Genomic DNA, 21,262 nt, shown 5'->3' with positions numbered 1-21,262 from the left:
AATAAAAAAGAGGCAAAAGCCTCTTCCTTAATTAAACCAAAATTATATTTCTGCCGGACAAGTAAGCTCTGTCATTGGCCAGCGCGGTGTAGTGGTTACAGATAAGCCATCCTGTTGTCCTGCTTTCAGACGCTGGTAACCAGCAAATGCAATCATGGCACCATTATCTGTACAGAGTGCAGGCTCAGCATAATAAACTGAAGCTTTAATTCTGTTTAAGCTACTTTCCAGCTGTTCACGTAAACGCTGGTTTGCACTTACACCACCTGCTATTACCAAGCGGTTTAACCCGGTCTGTTTTAATGCCTTGACTGATTTTTTTACTAAAGTATCGACAATAGCTTCTTGAAAACTGGCAGCAATATCGGCTTCACGATTTTGGCCTTCAACTTTTTTAAGCTGGACCGAAACAGCAGTTTTTAAACCACTAAATGAAAAGGTCAGACCCTGGTGTAACATCGGACGTGGAAAATCAAATGCAGTCGGATTACCCTGCTGGGCAAGTCTGGCAATATTTGGTCCTCCCGGATACGGCAGATTCATCATTTTCGCGACTTTATCAAAAGCCTCACCGGCGGCATCATCAATAGACTCACCCAGTAATTCATATTGTCCGATACCATAAGCTGCCATTAACTGGGAATGCCCACCTGAAACCAAAAGCGCGACAAATGGGAATTCAGGTGGAGTATCTGAAAGTAAGGGCGCCAGCATATGGCCTTCCATATGGTGAACCCCAATTGCCGGTTTGTTCAAGGCAAATGCCAGAGTACGTCCGAAAAGTGCTCCGGTCATTAGCGCGCCCATTAAACCTGGCCCACGGGTATAGGCAACTGCATCAATTTCAGTCTTTTTAACACCACTTTGTATCAGCAGCTCATCTAAAAGCGGAATCAGCTTGCGTACATGATCCCGTGAAGCCAGCTCCGGCACTACTCCACCATACTCTGCATGCAGCTTGATCTGGCTATAAAGTACTTGCCCACGTAAACCCTGCTCGCTGTCATAAAGAGCCAATCCGGTTTCATCACAAGAAGTTTCCAAGCCTAAAACAATCATTAAACTGCCTTTATCCAATGCGAAAAAATAATGCAGAAACTATTATAGACTTGTGGTATGAGAAGTAAATGAGTAAAATAATGGCCTTCACTTGTGTATGCGGGCAATCCTGCCTGTGTACTTATCCATAAACTTAGAGGATTCTTCATGCCACAAGTTAAGTTGAAAGAAGGCGAACCAGTAGACGTAGCTATCCGTCGTTTCAAACGTTCATGCGAAAAAGCAGGTGTTCTTGCTGACGTTCGTAAGCGTGAATTCTACGAAAAACCAACTCAAGAACGTAAGCGTAAAAAAGCTGCTGCAGTTAAGCGTTACCAGAAAAAACTGGCTCGTGAATCTGTACGTACTACTCGCCTTTACTAATTAATTTGTGACTGATTACTGCCTGGAAAATATTATGACTACTTTAAAAGAACAGATTACTGATGCATTGAAAACTGCAATGCGTGCCAAAGCTATGGCAACAGTGACTGTTTTTCGTGGTCTGCAGGCAGCCATCAAGCAAATCGAAATTGATGAACGCAAAGAGCTTGATGATTCTCAGGTTCTTGCGGTCATTGAGAAACAGATCAAGCAACGTAAAGAGTCAGTAAAAGCCTATCAGGGCGCTGGCCGCGAAGATTTAGCTAGTAAAGAACAAGCCGAGATTGAGATTATTTCCCAATTTCTACCAGCAGCTATGACTGAGGAAGAACTTGATTCTCTCATTGAGCAAACAATTGCTGCTCAAGGAGCGACTAGCATGAAAGATATGGGTAAGGTGATGAATTCTCTACGTCCGATCATAGCCGGACGTGCCGACCCTTCTGCTGTTTCAGGTAAAATCAAGGCCAAGCTTTCTTAACGTTCTGGTCTCTATCATTTAGATTTTTAATTGGCGCTCCTGTTGCATCTGATTTAATCGTGCATCAATTCTGGCAGACATCGCATTATTATTTTTTGCCAGTCGCTGTGCATGCAACATCGACTTAATTGCCGCTTCTTCTTCTCCACTCCAGTATTCCACCTCAGCACGATAACGTAATACATTCACAGCTTTTAAGGCTGAAGCCGGCTCAAGTGTAGCTGCCTGTTGCATTAAATGCCATCCATATACATCTCTTGGATTATTATTAGTAAAGCGCTGTACCAGTTTAATTACTTGTATTGGCTGCTGTTGCTGGATTAGTACTTCAGCCAGTTTATAAGCTAATGACCGATTTTCTGGCATAATGCGCTGTAACGGGCTAATTGTATTTAAAGCCAGATCTATCTTGTTTTGTCCAAGATAAATATCAGTCTGTATAAGAGAAATCAGCGGATGTGGACGGTTTGCCATTTTTGCCTGATTTAATGCTGTTTGTGCCTGACCATAATCGCCCTGCTGTTCATAAAATGTAGCTAACGCCAACTGGCCTGCAAAGCTGCCCTGTTTTGCCAAAATAGACAGCTGATTTTCAGTTGCCTGATTAGCGACCACCGCAGTATAAAGCTTAACAATTTCAAAATCAGGGTCAGATAAACTACTTTTTACTTTAGGCAACTGGTTAGCACGTAGTCTTGCTTCGCTCATGCGCTGTGAGGTTAAGGGATGAGTGAGCCAAAAATCTGGCATAAAACTGACACGGCTAGTAGAACGGTTCATCAGCTCAAAAAAATCTGCCATGCCTTGTGGATTGTAGCCAGCCGAGTACATATATTGCATGCCTATACGGTCTGCTTCACGTTCCTGGTTGCGGCTGTAGGTTAGCTGTTTATCCATTAAGGCAGCCTGAGTACCGAGCATAACTGCTGTACCTGCTTCTCCATCAGCCTGTGAAGCAATGGTTGCTCCCACCAAAACACCAGCCAGTGCAAGCAGACCCTGACCTTTAAATGCCTCTTTAGAACGGCTGTAATGTCGCTGGGTAACATGCGCAATCTCATGTGCCATCACCCCTGCCACCTCATCAATATTACGGGCAGAAGTTACCATCCCCGTATTAATTGCAAACAGCCCGCCCGGCACAGCGAAAGCATTAATTTGAGAATCTTTAATTACTACTAGTCCAATTGGCTGCCCTGCTTGAGTCTGGCTTAAGATACGGGTAAAAATAGAATATAACTGGTCTTCAAGCCAAGGGTTTTGCATGACCGGCATTTGTTTATGAACTTCACGATAAACTTTTTCACCAATAAAGCGCTCTTGCTGCTGATCAATTAACCCTACTCCTCCACCAATATCAGGTACTTCTACCTGACCAAATGAAGAAGGAGCGTCAAAAGTAAGTGCTGGACTGAAAGTGGTCAGACTGCTCAGTCCCGCTGCAAGCAAAAACTTTTTCAATCTTGATTCCATAGCTGAATTCATCTTTAGCTAATATAACACTCAACATTGAAGAAAAATGCAGTGAAGTGTTATGAAGCTTTAGTTAAAGTCAGGGTTAACCAGATAGCGTGGAATTTGGCCTTCCAGAGCCTGTACTAAGTTCTGATAAGCCAGCTCGGCCATTTTTTTACGGGTTTCTTCTGTTGCAGAACCCACATGAGGCAGAGTAACAACATTTGACAGGTTAAACAGTTCAGATTCCTGTAAAGGTTCTTTGGTATAAACATCAAGTCCGGCAGCAAAAATCTTGTTCTGTTTTAGAGTATTGATCAGTGCTGCTTCATCTATAACTGAACCACGTGCAATATTGACGAATACAGCATGGGATTGCATCTGATCAAATTCTGCCTGGCCGATGAGAGCTTTAGATTCATGATTTAAGTCGACTGCCATGACTATAAAATCAGAGTGCTGAAGCAGTTCACTCATTGAGCAATATTTTGCTGCAAGAGGCTGGGCAAGTTCAGGTTTCTCACGGCGGTTATGATATAGAATATCCATATTAAAACCATAATATCCACGACGTGCGACTGCCGCACCAATATTCCCCAAACCAATAATACCTAAAGTTTTGCCAAAAATATCTTGACCAAACTGTTCAGTACCCGCCGTACGTTTCCACTGACCCTGCTTGGTCCATTGGTCCAGATAAGGCACTCTGCGTGCTGCACTCATCAATAAACTAAAAGCCAAATCAGCAGTAGTCTCTGTTAAGACATGCGGAGTATTTGAAAGCCAGATTTTTTTCTGGTTTAGATAATCCACATCATAATTATCATAACCAACACTTACAGTTGAAATAATCTTAAGCTGCTGTGCACTCGCTAGGTTAGATTCATTCAGCACTCGTCCCGAACCAATCATGCCATCAGCATTTGTTACTGCCTGACGGATTTGCTCATTAATATCACCTGATTTAGGATTTAATACCTGAACTTCATATTGCTGTTGCAAACGCTCAAGAATGGTCTGATCAATCTGGCTAAATACAACTACGCGCTTTTTATCCATTTTTGTATTCCTATTTATCTGCTATTCCATCTTTTTATACATAAATTGCCACAGGCGTTTCTTCAGTAACGGTTTATCTAGCATTTCCTGCAAACTGGCTAAACGGATAATTTTTGAATGATTCAGATATGGAATATCACCTAAGCTTAATATTGATTTTTCATAGGCAATAGCATCAATAAAACCTTGTACATAGCAACCTACACCACGATTATCCTGAAAATTGGGCAATGGGAAAGGCCATTCCAACAAACTATACTGCCCTGACAAGCTACGCTGAATATTTAACCATAGCTGTTGCTGCGGCTCAGTTAGACGGGTAGCATTTATTAAAATTGTACAGTGCACCAAACTATAAGCCTGCACACTAAAAGCTTCAACTTCTACTATAGGATTGACAGCCTCTGCAGCATTTGCATCCTTGGAAGCTGCTGGCAGGTGCTCTTTTTCAGCTTGAGGTGGTAGTGTATCAATAGCTACTACCTGCTCAACAATATCCGTGATTTTTTTTTGCAGGTTTTCTGTAGCAGAATCAGGCTTAACATTTTTTACATGATCATGAAAATGTAACGGCTCAACCTTTGCTGTCTGGTCACGCCAGATTGGTGTATTGCCAAGGCGTGCTGATACAGTACCTCGAGGAATCCAGACATCAATTCCTAAAGTTGCCAGTATTTTCCGCTCATGCCCAATCATGTTACTACCCTAATTTTCCTGAAAGCTATTCTAACGGGCTTTTATATGCTTTGCTGTAGTTTCTGGCCGGTTCAGATATTTTATTCATTCATCATGGTGCATATTCTGATTCAATAAAATCGTCACCAGTTTCAAATAATCATGACACTATTCTTCTTTTGCATCTGGTCAATAATTTCTCTGGTTTCAAAACCCAATCGCCAGTAGAGCAACTCTAGTACATCGAGCTCATCTTGGGTAATAATCCGGTCATGCCACAGGCAAAGCTCGGCAATTCCCAGCATGCTTAACCGGTCACGCAGTAATAGCCCCGCAATATCATTTAAAATCTCTGCCAAATCGAGCGGCTCATCAGAAATTTCTTCATATAAAGACAGCTCATCCAGAGTAAGAACCTGTTGTAAAATTTTATATCGTACATCTAGCTGGTTTGGACTGTTAATCTGCTGTACATGCAATAGTGCGTCGACCAGCCGTACAATCTGCGGTTTAGCGTCTTCTAAAGATACAGGCATGTGCAAAGGCATCAGATTTAGCTCATATTTAACTTTTTCGAGCAATAAAGCATCGAGCAGTCCAATTTCACCATCTTCTTGAATAATTTTTGCCAGTCGGGTTAGAAATTGACGGGCAATAGATGCGGGTATATGACCAATATTTTTACAGGCCTCTAAAAAAATCTGGATATGTACACGACCGTCCAGATTCAGCAATGCATCCACAATTGCACGGCTAACTTCAGCTTCTTTAGGAATAAATTCCCGATATTGACGAATCATCAAGATCGCAACCATAACTTCTCTTGACCCAGTAGCAGTCAACATAGCACGCTGGATCAGCTCGGGGCGCTTCATGCCACGACGTATTTCAGGCTTGAGAGGTTTGATTGCATCATTAATAGCAAAGCTGATAGGAGACAAACGTAATAAAGGTAGCGGTTGTGGAGAAGTCCAGGGATTGTAGACTTCGCCATTAATTTCTTCCAGAGAACGAAACAGGCTAAAAAATGGTTGGCTACGCAGCTTTTTCAGGTTTTCAAGCTGTAAGTCTTGTAGTAAGGCAGGATTTAGTTCGTAAATTCTTTCTTCAATATTGGGATGAATATTCATCCAGCTTTGCGGACTCAATGAGTTGGCAAAACACATATGGGCAATTGATTCTGAATATTCACTATGAATCTGTGAACCTGCATGATGCACATAAATTCGGAGTAAGGTCTGAATATTGGCATCGTTTTGAATAAGACGCTTGGTTTTAAAATCATTCCGGAAGGTACGTCCACCTAAAGTCAGATATTTGATCAGACGAGTCACCAACACGCCCAAACTGCCAACCAGCCAGATAATACCTCCTATTGCGACAAACGTTGTTTCAAATTGGTGACGTTTATTGATAGTAGTTTTTCGAAACCCTAATTTGGCAATTTTACTGCCCCATTGGCTAAAAGTAGTCAGGCTACTATAAACGATCTTAAGCCGAGTATTTTCAGCTGTTTCGCCAGAAAGTATCTGGTTAAACTCATGACTGAGTAACCCGTAAAGTTCTAACTCATCGAGGTTTTGCAATGCCCCCCATGTCAACACAATTACAATATCCTGGGGATGGAAGCCAGCGGTTAAAGCATTTACACCGATCTCATCCGGCAGCACATATAAAGTTGGAGGATTGATCATGAACTTTTGTGCCAAATGTTCATTTAAATGAATAGCTACACTTTCCTCAGGTGTGCTTTCAATCAGATTAAGACGCCGAGCTTTTAGCTGTTTAGCAAGCGTATGCCCCCCAGAACGAAATACATAGCGTTCATAGGCAACCGAACCACCCATTACCAGTAATAACAATAAGATCAGATAAGGGCTGAATACATGCCACATGACAGCTTGTTCAGGATCAAAAAAATGAACTATTAGACCCAACAGGCTATTGAGAATAAATATACTTAAAATGATCGCAAGCAGGCAAATGCTCATGGACCACATCATATTTTTATTAGTAATTAAATAATGGCTGACGTCTTTCAATGTAAAATTTCCTGATTACATTGTTTTGCCTATCTTAAAGTAAAAAAGCGGGCAAAACCCGCTTTTTAACGTGTTTGCGCTTACTCTTCCCTGATTCCGGTCAAATCAACAGAAGCGGCATCAATATTGACATCGATATATGGGTCTTTACCCTTTTTGGCCATATCGTTTCTCAATTTTTCCAGATCTTCTAGATAAATTTCATCAATATTGCCTGTCACATATATACCATCAAATACAGAACAATCAAACTCGGTCAGATGAGGAACTTTCTTGGTACGAACCGCATCTTTCAAGTCTTCCAGATCCTGGAAAATCAAACGGTCAGCACCAATAATTTCACGCACTTCCTCAACACTACGGCCTGACGCAATCAGTTCAAATTTGGCCGGCATGTCAATCCCGTAAACATTCGGATACATGACTTCTGGTGCAGCCGAAGCAAAAAAGACCTGTTTGGCTCCAGAATCACGTGCCATCTGAATGATTTCGTTACAGGTAGTACCGCGAACAATTGAGTCATCTACCAGCAAGACATTTTTGCCTTTGAATTCCAACTCAACCGGGTTTAATTTTTGGCGTACAGATTTCTTACGCTGCTGCTGCCCCGGCATGATGAAGGTTCGTCCGATATAGCGGTTCTTCATAAAACCTTCGCGGAATTTCACCCCGAGAATATTAGCCAACTCCAATGCAGATGTACGGCTGGTATCTGGAATAGGAATCACCACGTCAATATCATGATTTTCGCCCCATTCACGCAAAATTTTTGCTGCAAGTGTTTCTCCCATGCGTAAACGGGATTTATACACCGAAATACCATCAATAATGGCATCAGGACGTGCGAAATAAACATATTCAAAGATACATGGACGATAAGAAGGGTTCTTGGCACATTGCTGGGTAAATAGCTGACCTTGTGAATCAATAAAGATGGCCTCGCCTGGTGCTACATCACGCTCGATTTTAAAACCCAGCGCAGTAATTGCCACAGATTCTGAAGCAATAATATATTCAGTACCTTCTTCTGTTTCACGTGATCCATAAATTAAAGGGCGAATCCCGTTAGGATCGCGAAACCCGACTACACCATGTCCCGTAATCATGGCTACTACACCGTAAGCTCCCTTACAGCGATCATGCACACGGCTTACAGCATGGAAAATATCTTCTGCACATGGCTCTAACTTGCCACTCTTCTGTAACTCATGGGCAAATACATTAAGCAGCACTTCTGAATCCGAATCAGTGTTCATATGACGCAAGTCAGTTTTGAACAGGTCTTCATGAATGTCTTTTGCATTTACCAGATTACCGTTATGTGCCAAGGTAATCCCATAAGGTGAGTTTACATAAAATGGCTGGGCTTCGGCACTACTTGATGAACCCGCAGTAGGATAACGTACATGTCCGATGCCGTAATTACCCAGCAAGGCGCGCATATGACGCGTATGGAATACATCGCGTACCATACCATTATCTTTTCTCAAGAAAAGACGTCCTTCATGGCAGGTTACAATCCCAGCTGCATCTTGTCCACGATGTTGCAACATCGTCAAAGCATCAAACAACATTTGGTTAACTGGCGCTTTACCGGCTATACCAACTACTCCACACATAACAACCTCGCAGACAGGCTAGGATTAATAAAAAGGATTATTTGTTGAATGGTTTGAACGCTCACTGGCAGCTGTATCATTGGACTCACGCCGAGAAGGAGAAGATGCAGGCTGTTGTTCAGACTTCATTTCATCTAATGCATGATTCGCCACATTTTTAGAGATTTCAGTTGCCATAGGCGCATAAGGTAATAAGGCTTGTATCAGTCTGGACTGCTTCCAGTGAGGAGAACTTTCCACCCAAGGGCCCAAGCCTTGCATAGTAATCAAGACTACCAGCAGGCCTTTAAGCGAACCAAAAGCTCCACCAGCCAAACGGTTTAATGGACCTAATTTAAAAGTTTTCAGAATACCATTCAGAAATGCGGTGACAATCCAAGTCAGCACAACAATGATCAGGGCAATAAATGCAAAGGCGGCAATTTTCTGGACCACCGGATCATGACTGAGTACCACCATAGAAGGCGCGAGAATATTGGCATATTTTGCACCAATAATCAGTGCAAATACCCATCCTACCAAGTTCGCAAAGGCCTTTACAAATCCTTGTCGCAAACCGTTAAGCCCTCCAATGAGCAGGATAATCAGGATAACTATATCGATGGTATTCATAAATTAATTCATGGCATCAACACAGTCTTTGATCAAATTTGGTCCAGTATAGATAAGACCACTGTAAATCTGTACAAGCTGGGCACCATACTGTTGTTTTACAGCAGCCTGGTTTCCAGACACAATCCCACCCACACCCACCAGAGCGACCTGACCTTTTAGCCTTTTCGCAAATTCCTGCAAACACTGGTTACTTTTCTCAAATACTGGTGCACCAGACAATCCACCGCTCTCATCTGCACAGGCCAAACCCTCTACTCCTTCACGGGATAAAGTAGTGTTGGTCACAATCAGCCCATCAATTTTGAAGATAACCAGCTGGGAAGCAATAAATTCGATATCCTGCTGGCTCAGATCCGGCGCAACCTTTAAAACTAGAGGCACATAATGCTGATATTGCTCTGCGAGCTCAAGCTGTCGGTTTTTCAATGTTTTAAGCAACTCGGTCAAAGCATGACCACTTTGCAGATCGCGTAAATTTTTGGTATTTGGGGAAGAAATATTTACTGTCACATAAGAAGCATAATTATATACTTTTTCAAGACAGGTCAGATAGTCCGAAACTGCATTTTCTACAGGGGTATCAGCGTTTTTACCGATGTTAATTCCCAGAATGCCTTTATATTTCGCTGCTTTTACATTCTCAACCAGCCGATCAACACCATCATTATTAAAACCCATACGGTTAATGATGGCCTTTGCCTCAGGAATCCTAAATAAACGTGGCTGAGGATTACCACTTTGGGGACGTGGAGTAACTGTTCCGATTTCAATAAAACCGAAACCCAATGCAGCTAAAGCATCAATATAAGCGCCATTTTTATCCAAACCTGCTGCTAGACCGACCGGGTTGGGGAATTCGATTCCCATACAGGTCACAGGCTTATGGGCAACTGTCTGATGTCCAATTCCAAACTTATGGGCTGATTTTAGCAATGATAAGGTCAGTTCATGTGCACGCTCTGGTGCTAGCGAAAACAACAAGGGGCGGGCCAGAGAATAGAACATATCAGCAAAAATCTACCGCTTTACAAGTTGCCATATTATAGGCACAGGTTACATAAAAGGCTATGCCTGAACTATGTTTATTTTTACAGCTTATTGCACGGTCACAATGAGCCTGATTTGCTGGTTTTGATTTATAAGCTCCATTTTTTCAATACTTAAACCCATCTGTGCCATTTGGGTTAGGAAGTTGGCTAATACAGCATAATTATCATGCTGCACTGAAATCTGAAGCTGCTTTCCGGTGGCCTGGATACTGGCTGATAACCCCTGCTGTTGAGAAATACGCTGCACTTTCTCTGCCGGCGTTAGCTGCGATTCTCCCGCTGGTTTCATGGTTACTGCATTGGTCTGCATCCAGACCATAAGATCTTTGAGGTCATTTAAACGTTTTTGCTGGTCATCCGCAGCTTGATGTATGGTCCAGAGTGACCATCCAACGGCTGTGACCAGCACAAAGACTGTGGTAAAAATTACCATGATTCTTTCGCGCAGAGAAAGTCCGTCCAGATAGTCTTCTATACGCTCAGCCAGGTTTTTCCATGAATGGTCTATTTTCTCAAATATTTTCATTATTGTACTTTCACCAAACCGATTACTCCCGCCCCCTGGGTTTGTACATTACCAAGTTCAGCTTTAAAACCTTGCTGGTTTAACTGCTGGGTAAGTGCCTGCAACTGTTCAGATGAACTGGCTTTCAAATCAAGACTTAATATTGATGACTCATATCCTACCCGCTCTGCCAGAATCTGCTGCTGGGCCAAGATTGGGCCAACCCGGCTCAAAATTTGCAGTGCCTCAGTATTTGCACTACGGCTCATACGCAATTGGCTTTCAAACTGACTTTGTATATTTTCTTCAGTAATACGGCTATTAGGTCCAAACCAGTCTTGATACTGGTCAATTGCCTGTATCGCAGTCTGATCAGCCAGTTTTTTTAATTTTGACCAGCGTAATACATCATAACTCAACTGTACTATAAGAATGGCACAAAATACTGCTGCACAAGCTTTCCAATAACCAGAAAACTGTTCACTTTTTTGTGCTTTAGGCAAAATATTGAAGGGATGCTGTTTAGGCTTTTTAATAGGCTCGAACTGATAACTAAAGTACTGTCTCTGCTCTTGAGTAGTTACTGCATCTAGTACTATTTGCTGATCTGGTCTCAGCCCGCTACAACGGAAACGGGTCTCCGGATGAATAAATTCCAGATAAACTCCAAGCTCATCTATTGAATTGCCACTAAACTCATTTTCACGTGCAAGTAACCGCTGATGAATATTTGCAAGTATAGTTTCACCGGGATCAGGCTGGGGTAAAACCAGGAAATCTGGCAAAAGTGCAGCAACTTTTAAAGGAAGTAAATTCAGTGAATGCAGTAATGTTTCTACTGAATTCTGTGCGATTCCCATGACTGTTAATCGTTCTTCAGCAGCCTGAAAATAGTGCAGTACTTTTAGCTGATCAATCGGCTGTATTACGTACTCTTCCAGCAGATAGCGTACCCCTTCTGTACCAAGCTGCTTATATTGAGATTTACTCATCTGCTGCTGAAGCAGTTGTAGCCCGCGACTTGGAAAAAAAACAACTGTTTCTTCACCTTGATATATTTTAATTTCCTGAATCAGCTGTTCAAGACTCGAGCTTTCACTCCAGGCATCCCCATTTGACCATTGCCAAACTCCATTGGCTTCTGGCATCCATAAATACAACATTAAGTCTGATCTACCATTTTTCTAATTTATTTTAATGTACTGGAATAAAGTTCTGCTGCTGGACTGCCAGACCATTTGCAATTACGGGAAGTTCATAAATTCGCGCTTCAGCCAGTGCAAAAGGATGGAATGACTCATGAACAAGCTGCTCGGCAATATGTGCAATAACATTCATATGACACACGACAGTAATCGACTGGTAAGGCAGTTGTGCTAGCCAGTCAATCGCATCTTTTGCCTGATCATCTGGTTTAATTTTATCACAGACCAGTACCGGAACATCAGGGAAATTCTTTTGAATATGGACCAAGGTTTCTTGTGCCCGTAATAACGGACTCACAACAAGAACCTCTGGCTTTATTAAATCTTTCAAATATTTTCCAGTTTCCTCAGCCTGTGTATGACCCCGCTCAGTTAAAGGTCGCTTACTGTCAGTTACTTCCGGCGGATGGGCTGCCTCACCATGTCGAATCAGAACTAATTGCATATATTATCCCCATTACTTCAGACCTATCATAACGTTTTTTCATGACATTTATGATACGTCTGGATGATTAGACCTGATTATGTGGCAACACAAATTCTACATCACTGCGATGACCATTTTTCATCAAAGATAAGGCTATTGTTAGTGGCGGTGCATTTTCAAAAATAACTTCATATAAAGCATTAGTGATTGGCATATATACCTCAAGCTCTTGTGCTCGTGTACGTACCTGAACGATAGTATTGATCCCCTCCGCAGTTTGTCCTAATTCCTGCGTAGCCTGTTCTAAAGTTTTACCTTTACCCAGAGCAAAACCCACTTGATAGTTACGGCTGAGTGGACTGTTACAGGTAGCAAACAGGTCACCAACGCCAGACAAACCTAAAAATGTTAAAGGATTAGCACCCAGTTTGACAGCAAAACGGCTCATCTCAGCCAAGGCACGTGTAATAATCATACTTTTGGTGTTTTCACCTACATTATAGGCCGCCGCCATTCCCATCGCGACTGCATAAATATTTTTTAAAGCACCACCAAGTTCTACTCCATGTACGTCATCACTACCAAATACACGAAATAAAGCGCTATGCAAAGCCTGTTGCACCGCATAACGCACCAATTCCGAATGGCTGGCGATTACTGTACCCGCCGGCATACCTGCCATAATTTCTTTTGCCAGGTTCGGGCCCGAAAGCACTCCATAAGGAACTTCTGGCAACTCATCACGAATAATGTCACTCATAAAGCTAAAGGTTTTAGCTTCAATTCCTTTCGTAAGCGAAACCACTGCCTGCGCACTGATAAAAGGTTTAATTTTTTGTATAACATCCCGAAAAGAATGGCTTGGAATGGCTACCAGAATAATATCACGGTCGCGTACTGCCTCTTCAAGATCAGATACTGCCTGCAATTCTTTCTCTAAAGGATAATCTGGCAAGTAGCGTTGGTTGATATGTGTCCGGTTAATTTCCCGGGCAATTTCTTCATCGCGAATCCAGATCTTGGTATCACAACCATTGCGTACAGAAATATTGGCCATAGCTGTACCAAAACTTCCACCACCCAGTACAGTGATTCTTAATGCAGTTTTACGGTCAATTTCAACAGGTTCAACCAGATCGCTAAACTTCAACTCTGACATTATTTTTATCCTTCATGTTCCATACTATGGAAACAAAATCATTCAGACCAGTAACTTACAAAATTCTGTGTATCTATCTCTGTACGCGGTGCAATTGCTTTAGCTGCTGTACCAATATAGATAATGCCTGAAATTAAATCATGTTCACGCAAATTCAAAGCTTTTTTTAGCAAGCTGGACTCTACCACAGCACCTGAACGCCACATTGTTGAAAACCCTTGCGCTTGCAGGGAAAGCAAAAAGTTCTGGATAGCCGCACCTGAACTTAATGTTTGTTCAAAATAAGGAACTTTTGGGTGATCTTGAAAACGGGTTAACGCCAAGACCAGTAACGGAGCACGCAAAGGATGATTCTTTACCCGTTCAATCTGTGCTGCTTCCATTGTACCCATATCAGCCACTGCCTGTGATAATAGTTCCCCAAATGTTTCGCGCTGCTCAGGTGCAATAACCACAAAATGAGTCGGTTTTAAGCGGTGATGGTCTGGTGCTGTTAATGCTGCCTGAAAGGCGAGTTCCAGCTGCTCTGCATTTGGAGCAGGTTCAATCAAATGTCCAATTGATTGCCGCTGATGAATATTGTGATGAATCAGCTCTACAGTATTGTCTTCCATTAATTTTTAAATATAAAATTCAAGATTAAACTAGATTAGCACAATCTTTTCATTTTATTGAGTTACAGACAATTTGCCAGTAGCGCTTTTAACAGCTTTCACAAATAATATCTATAAAACCTCAATTTCCATACAACCCGTTCAATATGATTCAGAGTAAATATGCTCAAATAGTTCCAATCTTTTAATAATAGTTTTAGGGTGTATGATGAAAAAAATTCTAAGTTTGGGTTCCCTATTCGCTGCTTCGCTCATGCTGACCGCCTGTGCTACCACCCCAAAAAACAGTCTAGCAATTCAGAAGGAAAATAATCAGTATGAAGTGACTGGAATTGGTAAAACCAATATTATTTCTAAAAATAATGCTATTAGTGCAGCTAACAGCACTTGTGGCAGTAAAGCAACTGCTGTAGTTGTAGATGAAAAAACCAGTTATAACGGTGTACTCAAAGGTGTGGTGGATGAGCAGACTGGCCAAATGGTACAAGCTGCTGCTGGTGTTCTTGGTGCGATTACCGGTAACCGTACAGATATCTCCCGCGACGACGATTATCAGACTGTATTAACGTTTTACTGTCGCACTAATTCATAAATAAGCTTCATAAAAAATCCCGGCATATTGACCGGGATAATTCATCTAAACACTTTAATTAACAATAACCATCTAAACGAGTAAGTGGCAGTTTCTGTCCAATTGCTTTTTCAATGGCTGGCAGATAAAACGCATCGTCTTCTGATAAAAAGCTGATACTGACACCCTGTGCACCAGCACGACCAGTACGACCAATACGATGAACATAATCATCTGACTGTTCAGGTAAAGTAAAATTAATAACATGTGAAACATTATCAACATGAATACCGCGTCCGGCCACATCAGTAGCAATCATGATGTTATGCTTGCCATTTTTGAACTGATCCAGCATTTTCAGCCGTTTATCCTGAGCAATTTCACCTGAAAGCATAACGACTTTGTAACCATCCTTTTTCAAGTGGTCATAGAGACGGCGCACCTGATCACGACGATTTGCAAAGATCATAACCTTTTCAATTGGTTCATCACGTAAAATTTCTTGTAGCAGCTTATATTTGTCCCGGTTCGCTACCATATACACACGTTGTTCAACGTCGGCATTGGTTTTCTTTTCAGGTTCAATTTCTACTGTAACAGGCTCGAATAACCATTGCTGAGCCAAGTTCAGTACATCATAACTGAACGTAGCTGAGAACATTAGAGTCTGACGTTGTTCTTTACGAGGTGAAAACCGTACAATCCTTTTCACTGAAGGAATGAATCCCATATCCAACAGACGGTCAGCTTCATCAATCACTAAAAATTCGATCTGGTCCAGCCAAACCTCTTTTTGTTCTACAAAATCTATCAAACGTCCTGGAGTTGCCACAATAATGTCGACAAAATTCTGATCAAGCTGCTTTTTCTGCTTATCAAAATCTACACCACCCAGTAATGTAACCAGATGCAGATCTGTGAATTTGGTTAACTCTTTAGCATCACTTTCAATTTGTAGAGCCAGTTCACGTGTAGGAGCCAGGATTAGGGCTCTTGCCTCACCACGATAACGCTGTTCTTTAATCGGATTATTAAGCAGATCATTGATTACACTGATCAGGAAGGCTGCGGTTTTACCCGTACCAGTTTGCGCACGACCAATTGCATCGTGTCCAGCCAAGGTGTAATTTAACACCTTCTGCTGGATAGGAGTCATTTCCTTGAACCCTAAAGCATCAATCGCTTTTTTCAGTTTCGGATGTAAATTCAAGGTTTCAAAACCAGATGCCATATACGTGCTCTAACTATTAATCACCCAAATTGGCGTTCATTATAAACAAAAACGCCCCAATACGAAAATTGGAGCGCCTCTCATCAATCAAAATTGATGAATTAGTCTAAAGGCTGCACTTCTTCAGCCTGAAAACCTTTTTGACCTTTTACTACGCTGAATTCAACGCGTTGACCGTCACGTAGTGAGCGATGGCCTTCACCCATAATCGCACGGAAATGAACAAATACGTCATCACCACCGTTACGCTGAATAAAACCAAAACCTTTAGTGTCGTTAAACCACTTTACTACGCCTTGTTCACGAGCTGTCATAAGTCAATCCTCAGTTGCTTCAATTAAAGGACCTTCCGGTGTTGCAAACAGCAGAGCAAACAAGATTTAAAAATAGTTATTATTTCTAAGCTTGTAATCATTCTGTAAAACTATTAACAAATTCCCGGTTACATCCATAAATATTTAAGTTTCACCACAATTTAGGTAGTGGTAATCCCTAAGTACGCAACGAGCTTAGCATGGGTTTATGACAATTAATAGTTTTTTTAATGAATTCTTCTTTACGTTCGTTTATGTTTTTGTATGATAATTGAACTGAATTCTATTTTTAAATATTTTACTATTGATTCCTAATACAAATTCAGTCAGCTGATTTTATTTGCTAAAATACCTTTCATGAAAGCTAATTTTTCCTGAGTTCACATTATGAACGAAACTCTTGGGGCAACCCCTGTAGAAATCGATGCATTGGGTCAGCCCTGCCCAATGCCACTACTAATGTTAAAACGGGCCTTAAAGCAAACCAAGGCGCCATTTATCTTTATTTTAAAAGCTTCCGATCCAAATAGCGAGATAGATATTGTACGTTACTGCCGGCTCCATCAGATTAAATGTACCCTGACTCAGAATCGTGCTCAAGAATACCACTATTTAATTGAATCTTAATTATTTTCCTTTAAGATAAAACAGTGTTAAAGGTATAAAACTTTACATTTTTCTACCCAATATTCCTTAATTATGGAAATCTTTCCGATTAAGATAAATGCATTGGTACGATTATCGTCCTATAAGGAGAACTCATGAGTGACAGCAGCAATCAATTGATGCCCCTGTCATTATCTGCGCCAGGGGTCAATCTCGGTGCATATATTAGCACCGTTAACCAGATCCCCATTTTAACAGCCGAGCAGGAAAAAGAACTTGCTGAACGTTATTATTATGATCAGGATCTAGATGCAGCGAAAATGCTGGTCATGTCGCACCTGCGTTTCGTTGTTCACATTGCACGCAGTTATGCAGGTTACGGCTTGCCTCAGGGTGACCTGATTCAAGAAGGTAATCTGGGACTAATGAAAGCAGTCAAACGCTTTGATCCAAGCATGGGTGTGCGCTTGGTGTCTTTTGCAGTTCACTGGATTAAAGCCGAAATACATGAATACGTTATTCGTAACTGGCGTATTGTAAAAATTGCCACTACGAAAGCACAGCGTAAATTATTTTTTAATCTGCGTAGCTTAAAAAAGTCCAGTAAAAAGTTAACGCTCGAAGAAGCGCGCTCAATTGCAAATGATTTAAATGTAACACCAGAGCAGGTTCTGGAAATGGAAGGCCGTCTTACTGCCTATGATGCTGCTTTTGAGGCACAAGGTGATGACGATGATGATTCATCTAGTCATGTGGCGCCGGTACTTTATCTGGAAGACAGCCGCTATGATCCTGCCCGTCTGGTAGAAGACGAGGACTGGGAAGAACAGAGCAACTCGGCATTACATAATGCTATGGATCAGTTAGATGACCGATCACGGAATATCCTGCAACGCCGCTGGCTCGATGATGACAAGTCAACCCTACATGAACTGGCAGCAGAATATAATGTTTCAGCAGAACGTATTCGTCAGTTAGAAAAAAATGCAATGGAAAAAATCAAGGTTGCCATGTCTACAACCTGATTATTTTCTCGAAATCCAAGGGCATTTATTGCCCTTTCTTATTTTTTAGTTTCTCATTTTTGTTATTTATTAACCTTATTCTCTATGTAAATCTATGTTAATGTTCATCTAGTTTTTCAGGTGGTTATGGCTTATGTGGATTGCAATCTCCGCACTCAACCTTGCCTTGGCGGTCATGGTAGGTGCTTTTGGTGCACACGGTTTAAAGACTCGCGCCAGTGAAGCTCAACTGGCTTGGTGGCACACAGCAACAGAATACTTTTTCTATCATGCTTTAGGCTTATTGATTTTAGGTGTGATAAGTAAGACTTTGCCTCAGCTCCCAATTAAAGGCAGTTTCCTGCTCATCCAGTTTGGTATTTTTCTGTTTTGTGGCTCACTGTATATTATGGCTTTAGGGCTTCCGCGTGGTCTTGGCGCGATTACACCTATTGGGGGGGCGCTGATGATTGGTGGATGGTTATTGCTGGCCTGGAATGCATTTAAATATTTAAGATAAGAATGGAAATAATGGTATGCAGATCTATTTAAATGGCGAACTTATGCATACGCCCTGCCAGAACCTTTTAGAATTGGTCCAGTCACTTGCACTAGAGGGTAAGCGTTTTGCAGTAGAAATGAATGAAATGATCATTCCTAAAAGCAAACTGGAACATACCCCTATTTCGGATCAAGATCGTATTGAAATTATTCACGCTGTCGGTGGCGGCTAATCTGGAGCTCTTCCATGCAAGATACCCGTTTAATTATTGGTTCCCGTCAATTCAGTTCACGTTTGCTGGTTGGCACCGGAAAATATAAAGACTTAAATGAAACTGATTTGGCTATTCAGGCAAGTGGTGCTGAAATAGTAACTGTTGCCATCCGGCGCGTGAATATTGGACAGCATCCAGATCAGCCTAACCTGCTCTCTGTTATTCCTCCAGAAAAATATACGATCTTACCGAATACAGCAGGCTGCTTTGATGCTGATAGTGCCATTCGTACCTGTATGCTGGCACGTGAATTACTTGATGGCCATAATCTGGTCAAGCTTGAAGTACTAGGTGATGAAAAAACATTATATCCGAATGTTACAGCTACACTAAAAGCTGCACGTACCCTGATTGACGATGGTTTCGAGATTATGGTTTATACCTCGGATGACCCAATCGTAGCCCAAGAACTCGAAAGTATGGGCTGTGTAGCGATTATGCCACTTGGTAGCCTGATTGGCTCAGGTTTGGGAATTCTGAATCCTCATACTATTTCGATTATTAAAGAAAATGCCAAAGTCCCGGTACTGGTTGATGCAGGAGTAGGTACAGCAAGTGACGCTGCAATTGCTATGGAGCTTGGTTGTGATGGTGTACTCATGAACACTGCAATTGCTGCTGCACAGCAACCGGTAGTAATGGCCTCTGCTATGAAAAAAGCAGTTGAAGCTGGCCGTGAAGCATATCTGGCTGGTCGTATGCCACGTAAACGTATGGCAAATGCTAGCTCCCCAGAGACGGGCTACTTCTTTAAATAGTATTAATAAAAAAAGGACTCAATATGAGTCCTTTTTAAAGCAACCAGCTTAAGGAATCAAGCCTTCATCACGCATTGCAATCTGAACAGATTGACGTTCTGCAATTTTGTTGCGTAAAGCCACAATATTCTTATATGGGCTCAGGTCATGTTCAATATGATTTGACCAGTTGGTGAGCACAAATAGATAAGCATCAGCCGGACCAAAATTATCATCAACCAGATAATCGCATTCCCAGTTTTCTAGATAATTGTCAATATACGTTAGTAGTCGGTCAACCTCAGCATAGGCCTTTTCTTTTTCATCATCCCCCAGTTTACCTGTAAAAAATACAGCGTAAGCGTCATGCAGTTCAGAATTCAGATATCCCAGCCATTCAAGCACTTTGGCACGTCCCATGCCTGATGGCGGAATTAGATCCTGTTTTGGGTCATGCTGGGCAAGAAAAGGAAGAATGGCTACATTTTCAGTTAAAATTAGACCCGGATTGATCTCAAGCGCAGGCACATAACCCTTTGGATTGATTTCGTAATAATCAGTACCTTTTTCTGTTTTATGAGTTTTTAAATTCACTCGCTCTAAATCAAAATCCACATTAATTTCATTTAAAATAATATGCGCTGCGAGTGAACATGCACCTGGAGAATAATAAAGCTTCATATATGATCCTTGTTATTTAACTCATAATGTTTTAAAACGCTTCATAAAGACTTTCAAGTCAACAAAGTTATAAATTGCAAAAAAGCGTAAATATTGAAATAAAATTTACTTTATACAATATTGAGAAGATTCAATAATTTTTCAAGTTTTAAAGTGCTATTTTTAGTACCTGCATGTTTTAAGCTTAAGTGAGTGCAAAAAATTTGACTTGCCCTTTTCAGTCTTTAAAATAGCGTTTTCAGATTTTAGTACTGCCAAGATTATGTCAACCGATCAGTTAGAAACGCAAATTACCGAACTGGACAATTTGCCTGAACATCGTGAAATTGTGACATTTATGCGTCGCTCCTCACCGCTAAATACTTCACAGCGCACAGCTCTGGAACAGTATCGTAATTTGATTTTAGAGTATCCGGTAGGTGACTTACGTCAACACTTTGAATACCCTGAACGCCCGCTGACTGTAGAAATTGGTTTTGGTATGGGCCGTTCGCTAGTGCTTATGGCCAAAGCCAATCCTGAGCGTAATTTTATAGGGATTGAAGTACATGTGCCCGGTATAGCACAATGTGTCTATGAGGCAGGTATGGCAGGACTAAAAAATCTGCGTTTACTGGATGCCGATGCTATTCAGGTACTGCGTGAAATGCCAGATAACAGTATCAACTGCATTCAGCTGTATTTCCCAGATCCCTGGCAGAAAAAACGCCACTTCAAACGCCGTTTTGTAGCTCATGAACGTATGGAACTGGTTGAACAAAAGCTTGAACTCGGTGGTACCTTCCACTCGGCTACTGACTGGGAACCTTATGCAGAATGGATGCTTGAGGTTCTAGACAATCGTCCTAGACTGGAAAACCTTGCAGGAAAAGGTCATAGTTATCCACGTCCGGACTGGCGTCCACAAACCAAATTTGAGCGCCGTGGTATTGAAGCGGGCCACAAAATTAATGACTTTATTTTTAAAAAGATTCAGTGATTAAAAAACAAGCTGGTGAATTAAGATATTCGCCAG

Annotated in this window: 25 protein-coding genes; 9 read left to right on the top strand and 16 right to left on the bottom strand. The window is 41.5% G+C overall.

Going from position 1 to position 21,262, the window contains the following annotated elements; genetic code table 11:
- Positions 1 to 42: 42 nt before the first annotated feature.
- The gene (tsaD, locus tag AC0VYT_RS05170) at positions 43 to 1,059 is read right to left on the bottom strand and encodes a tRNA (adenosine(37)-N6)-threonylcarbamoyltransferase complex transferase subunit TsaD (RefSeq protein WP_005404207.1); all 1,017 of its coding nucleotides are present in this window, start codon (positions 1,057 to 1,059) and stop codon (positions 43 to 45) included.
- A gap of 147 nt (positions 1,060 to 1,206) precedes the next feature.
- Between tsaD and rpsU the strand changes: the two genes are divergently transcribed.
- Together rpsU and AC0VYT_RS05160 are read left to right on the top strand one after the other, a co-directional pair.
- Positions 1,207 to 1,422: a 30S ribosomal protein S21 gene (rpsU, locus tag AC0VYT_RS05165; protein WP_001136722.1), complete on the top strand. Its 216-nt coding sequence runs from the start codon at positions 1,207 to 1,209 to the stop codon at positions 1,420 to 1,422.
- 34 nt (positions 1,423 to 1,456) lie between these two features.
- Positions 1,457 to 1,903 carry a GatB/YqeY domain-containing protein gene (locus AC0VYT_RS05160; RefSeq protein ID WP_005014888.1) on the top strand — a complete coding sequence of 149 codons (447 nt, stop codon included), beginning with the start codon at positions 1,457 to 1,459 and terminating at the stop codon, positions 1,901 to 1,903.
- Between the two features lie 18 nt (positions 1,904 to 1,921).
- Here the strand turns inward: AC0VYT_RS05160 and AC0VYT_RS05155 are convergent, their stop codons facing one another.
- From AC0VYT_RS05155 to AC0VYT_RS05100, 12 genes are all read right to left on the bottom strand, one after another.
- Positions 1,922 to 3,376, bottom strand: coding sequence for a M48 family metalloprotease (locus tag AC0VYT_RS05155; protein ID WP_005405097.1), 1,455 nt, complete (start codon positions 3,374 to 3,376; stop codon positions 1,922 to 1,924).
- A 69-nt stretch (positions 3,377 to 3,445) separates the two neighbouring features.
- On the bottom strand, positions 3,446 to 4,417 hold the full coding sequence (locus AC0VYT_RS05150) for a 2-hydroxyacid dehydrogenase (RefSeq protein ID WP_005404210.1): 972 nt from the start codon (positions 4,415 to 4,417) through the stop codon (positions 3,446 to 3,448).
- Between the two features lie 21 nt (positions 4,418 to 4,438).
- Positions 4,439 to 5,113: a hypothetical protein gene (locus tag AC0VYT_RS05145; RefSeq protein ID WP_005404211.1), complete on the bottom strand. Its 675-nt coding sequence runs from the start codon at positions 5,111 to 5,113 to the stop codon at positions 4,439 to 4,441.
- Positions 5,114 to 5,244: 131 nt separating this feature from the next.
- Positions 5,245 to 7,134 (bottom strand): M48 family metalloprotease, encoded by a 1,890-nt coding sequence (locus AC0VYT_RS05140; protein ID WP_005404212.1) that lies wholly within the window; start codon positions 7,132 to 7,134, stop codon positions 5,245 to 5,247.
- Positions 7,135 to 7,214: 80 nt separating this feature from the next.
- On the bottom strand, positions 7,215 to 8,753 hold the full coding sequence (gene purF, locus AC0VYT_RS05135; RefSeq protein ID WP_005014903.1) for an amidophosphoribosyltransferase: 1,539 nt from the start codon (positions 8,751 to 8,753) through the stop codon (positions 7,215 to 7,217).
- 24 nt (positions 8,754 to 8,777) lie between these two features.
- A complete protein-coding gene (locus AC0VYT_RS05130; RefSeq protein ID WP_005014905.1) occupies positions 8,778 to 9,365 on the bottom strand; it encodes a CvpA family protein in 588 nt (195 codons plus the stop codon).
- A gap of 3 nt (positions 9,366 to 9,368) precedes the next feature.
- Positions 9,369 to 10,373 carry a quinone-dependent dihydroorotate dehydrogenase gene (locus AC0VYT_RS05125; protein WP_005404213.1) on the bottom strand — a complete coding sequence of 335 codons (1,005 nt, stop codon included), beginning with the start codon at positions 10,371 to 10,373 and terminating at the stop codon, positions 9,369 to 9,371.
- Between the two features lie 90 nt (positions 10,374 to 10,463).
- Positions 10,464 to 10,943, bottom strand: a complete 480-nt coding sequence (gspM, locus tag AC0VYT_RS05120; protein WP_005404214.1) for a type II secretion system protein GspM — start codon at positions 10,941 to 10,943, stop codon at positions 10,464 to 10,466.
- Entirely contained in the window at positions 10,943 to 12,085 is a 1,143-nt protein-coding gene (gspL, locus tag AC0VYT_RS05115; RefSeq protein WP_005405096.1) for a type II secretion system protein GspL, read from the bottom strand. Before gspL ends, gspM begins: the two co-directional genes overlap by 1 nt.
- A gap of 31 nt (positions 12,086 to 12,116) precedes the next feature.
- Positions 12,117 to 12,572 carry a SixA phosphatase family protein gene (locus AC0VYT_RS05110; protein WP_005404216.1) on the bottom strand — a complete coding sequence of 152 codons (456 nt, stop codon included), beginning with the start codon at positions 12,570 to 12,572 and terminating at the stop codon, positions 12,117 to 12,119.
- A 67-nt stretch (positions 12,573 to 12,639) separates the two neighbouring features.
- Positions 12,640 to 13,713, bottom strand: coding sequence for an NAD(P)H-dependent glycerol-3-phosphate dehydrogenase (locus AC0VYT_RS05105; protein WP_005404217.1), 1,074 nt, complete (start codon positions 13,711 to 13,713; stop codon positions 12,640 to 12,642).
- 38 nt (positions 13,714 to 13,751) lie between these two features.
- A complete protein-coding gene (locus AC0VYT_RS05100; protein ID WP_005404218.1) occupies positions 13,752 to 14,327 on the bottom strand; it encodes a nitroreductase family protein in 576 nt (191 codons plus the stop codon).
- Positions 14,328 to 14,535: 208 nt separating this feature from the next.
- Between AC0VYT_RS05100 and AC0VYT_RS05095 the strand changes: the two genes are divergently transcribed.
- Positions 14,536 to 14,919: a hypothetical protein gene (locus AC0VYT_RS05095; RefSeq protein ID WP_005014919.1), complete on the top strand. Its 384-nt coding sequence runs from the start codon at positions 14,536 to 14,538 to the stop codon at positions 14,917 to 14,919.
- A 58-nt stretch (positions 14,920 to 14,977) separates the two neighbouring features.
- Here AC0VYT_RS05095 and rhlB read toward each other — a convergent pair whose 3' ends face one another.
- Together rhlB and AC0VYT_RS05085 are read right to left on the bottom strand one after the other, a co-directional pair.
- A complete protein-coding gene (gene rhlB / locus AC0VYT_RS05090) occupies positions 14,978 to 16,129 on the bottom strand; it encodes an ATP-dependent RNA helicase RhlB (RefSeq protein WP_005014921.1) in 1,152 nt (383 codons plus the stop codon).
- 101 nt (positions 16,130 to 16,230) lie between these two features.
- On the bottom strand, positions 16,231 to 16,443 hold the full coding sequence (locus AC0VYT_RS05085; protein WP_005014923.1) for a cold-shock protein: 213 nt from the start codon (positions 16,441 to 16,443) through the stop codon (positions 16,231 to 16,233).
- 387 nt (positions 16,444 to 16,830) lie between these two features.
- Here AC0VYT_RS05085 and AC0VYT_RS05080 point away from each other — a divergent pair, with 387 nt between their 5' ends.
- From AC0VYT_RS05080 to AC0VYT_RS05060, 5 genes are all read left to right on the top strand, one after another.
- Positions 16,831 to 17,070, top strand: a complete 240-nt coding sequence (locus tag AC0VYT_RS05080; protein ID WP_005404219.1) for a sulfurtransferase TusA family protein — start codon at positions 16,831 to 16,833, stop codon at positions 17,068 to 17,070.
- Between the two features lie 134 nt (positions 17,071 to 17,204).
- On the top strand, positions 17,205 to 18,074 hold the full coding sequence (gene rpoH, locus AC0VYT_RS05075; protein WP_005404220.1) for an RNA polymerase sigma factor RpoH: 870 nt from the start codon (positions 17,205 to 17,207) through the stop codon (positions 18,072 to 18,074).
- A gap of 133 nt (positions 18,075 to 18,207) precedes the next feature.
- Positions 18,208 to 18,573: a DUF423 domain-containing protein gene (locus tag AC0VYT_RS05070; protein ID WP_005014926.1), complete on the top strand. Its 366-nt coding sequence runs from the start codon at positions 18,208 to 18,210 to the stop codon at positions 18,571 to 18,573.
- 16 nt (positions 18,574 to 18,589) lie between these two features.
- Positions 18,590 to 18,787, top strand: a complete 198-nt coding sequence (gene thiS, locus AC0VYT_RS05065) for a sulfur carrier protein ThiS (RefSeq protein WP_005014927.1) — start codon at positions 18,590 to 18,592, stop codon at positions 18,785 to 18,787.
- Positions 18,788 to 18,801: 14 nt separating this feature from the next.
- Positions 18,802 to 19,587, top strand: a complete 786-nt coding sequence (locus tag AC0VYT_RS05060) for a thiazole synthase (RefSeq protein ID WP_005014934.1) — start codon at positions 18,802 to 18,804, stop codon at positions 19,585 to 19,587.
- 48 nt (positions 19,588 to 19,635) lie between these two features.
- Here the strand turns inward: AC0VYT_RS05060 and AC0VYT_RS05055 are convergent, their stop codons facing one another.
- Positions 19,636 to 20,247, bottom strand: a complete 612-nt coding sequence (locus tag AC0VYT_RS05055) for a glutathione binding-like protein (RefSeq protein ID WP_005014936.1) — start codon at positions 20,245 to 20,247, stop codon at positions 19,636 to 19,638.
- Positions 20,248 to 20,509: 262 nt separating this feature from the next.
- Here AC0VYT_RS05055 and trmB point away from each other — a divergent pair, with 262 nt between their 5' ends.
- Complete coding sequence (gene trmB, locus AC0VYT_RS05050; protein ID WP_005014937.1) at positions 20,510 to 21,226, top strand: tRNA (guanosine(46)-N7)-methyltransferase TrmB; 717 nt, start codon at positions 20,510 to 20,512, stop codon at positions 21,224 to 21,226.
- Positions 21,227 to 21,262 lie beyond the last annotated feature (36 nt).

It is taken from the genome of Acinetobacter sp. QJM3NY_42 (genome assembly GCF_056173745.1).
The sequence above is the reverse complement of the archived record's forward strand: the minus strand, read 5'-3'. Positions and strand labels throughout refer to the sequence as shown.

Excerpts from the sequence above, each read along its gene's own strand:
- tsaD (WP_005404207.1), bottom strand. The coding sequence starts at position 1,059 with ATGATTGTTTTAGGCTTGGAAACTTCTTGTGATGAAACCGGATTGGCT.
- rpsU (WP_001136722.1), top strand. The coding sequence starts at position 1,207 with ATGCCACAAGTTAAGTTGAAAGAAGGCGAACCAGTAGACGTAGCTATC.
- AC0VYT_RS05160 (WP_005014888.1), top strand. The coding sequence starts at position 1,457 with ATGACTACTTTAAAAGAACAGATTACTGATGCATTGAAAACTGCAATG.
- AC0VYT_RS05155 (WP_005405097.1), bottom strand. The coding sequence starts at position 3,376 with ATGGAATCAAGATTGAAAAAGTTTTTGCTTGCAGCGGGACTGAGCAGT.
- AC0VYT_RS05150 (WP_005404210.1), bottom strand. The coding sequence starts at position 4,417 with ATGGATAAAAAGCGCGTAGTTGTATTTAGCCAGATTGATCAGACCATT.
- AC0VYT_RS05145 (WP_005404211.1), bottom strand. The coding sequence starts at position 5,113 with ATGATTGGGCATGAGCGGAAAATACTGGCAACTTTAGGAATTGATGTC.
- purF (WP_005014903.1), bottom strand. The coding sequence starts at position 8,753 with ATGTGTGGAGTAGTTGGTATAGCCGGTAAAGCGCCAGTTAACCAAATG.
- AC0VYT_RS05130 (WP_005014905.1), bottom strand. The coding sequence starts at position 9,365 with ATGAATACCATCGATATAGTTATCCTGATTATCCTGCTCATTGGAGGG.
- AC0VYT_RS05125 (WP_005404213.1), bottom strand. The coding sequence starts at position 10,373 with ATGTTCTATTCTCTGGCCCGCCCCTTGTTGTTTTCGCTAGCACCAGAG.
- gspM (WP_005404214.1), bottom strand. The coding sequence starts at position 10,943 with ATGAAAATATTTGAGAAAATAGACCATTCATGGAAAAACCTGGCTGAG.
- gspL (WP_005405096.1), bottom strand. The coding sequence starts at position 12,085 with ATGTTGTATTTATGGATGCCAGAAGCCAATGGAGTTTGGCAATGGTCA.
- AC0VYT_RS05110 (WP_005404216.1), bottom strand. The coding sequence starts at position 12,572 with ATGCAATTAGTTCTGATTCGACATGGTGAGGCAGCCCATCCGCCGGAA.
- AC0VYT_RS05105 (WP_005404217.1), bottom strand. The coding sequence starts at position 13,713 with ATGTCAGAGTTGAAGTTTAGCGATCTGGTTGAACCTGTTGAAATTGAC.
- AC0VYT_RS05100 (WP_005404218.1), bottom strand. The coding sequence starts at position 14,327 with ATGGAAGACAATACTGTAGAGCTGATTCATCACAATATTCATCAGCGG.
- AC0VYT_RS05095 (WP_005014919.1), top strand. The coding sequence starts at position 14,536 with ATGAAAAAAATTCTAAGTTTGGGTTCCCTATTCGCTGCTTCGCTCATG.
- rhlB (WP_005014921.1), bottom strand. The coding sequence starts at position 16,129 with ATGGCATCTGGTTTTGAAACCTTGAATTTACATCCGAAACTGAAAAAA.
- AC0VYT_RS05085 (WP_005014923.1), bottom strand. The coding sequence starts at position 16,443 with ATGACAGCTCGTGAACAAGGCGTAGTAAAGTGGTTTAACGACACTAAA.
- AC0VYT_RS05080 (WP_005404219.1), top strand. The coding sequence starts at position 16,831 with ATGAACGAAACTCTTGGGGCAACCCCTGTAGAAATCGATGCATTGGGT.
- rpoH (WP_005404220.1), top strand. The coding sequence starts at position 17,205 with ATGAGTGACAGCAGCAATCAATTGATGCCCCTGTCATTATCTGCGCCA.
- AC0VYT_RS05070 (WP_005014926.1), top strand. The coding sequence starts at position 18,208 with ATGTGGATTGCAATCTCCGCACTCAACCTTGCCTTGGCGGTCATGGTA.
- thiS (WP_005014927.1), top strand. The coding sequence starts at position 18,590 with ATGCAGATCTATTTAAATGGCGAACTTATGCATACGCCCTGCCAGAAC.
- AC0VYT_RS05060 (WP_005014934.1), top strand. The coding sequence starts at position 18,802 with ATGCAAGATACCCGTTTAATTATTGGTTCCCGTCAATTCAGTTCACGT.
- AC0VYT_RS05055 (WP_005014936.1), bottom strand. The coding sequence starts at position 20,247 with ATGAAGCTTTATTATTCTCCAGGTGCATGTTCACTCGCAGCGCATATT.
- trmB (WP_005014937.1), top strand. The coding sequence starts at position 20,510 with ATGTCAACCGATCAGTTAGAAACGCAAATTACCGAACTGGACAATTTG.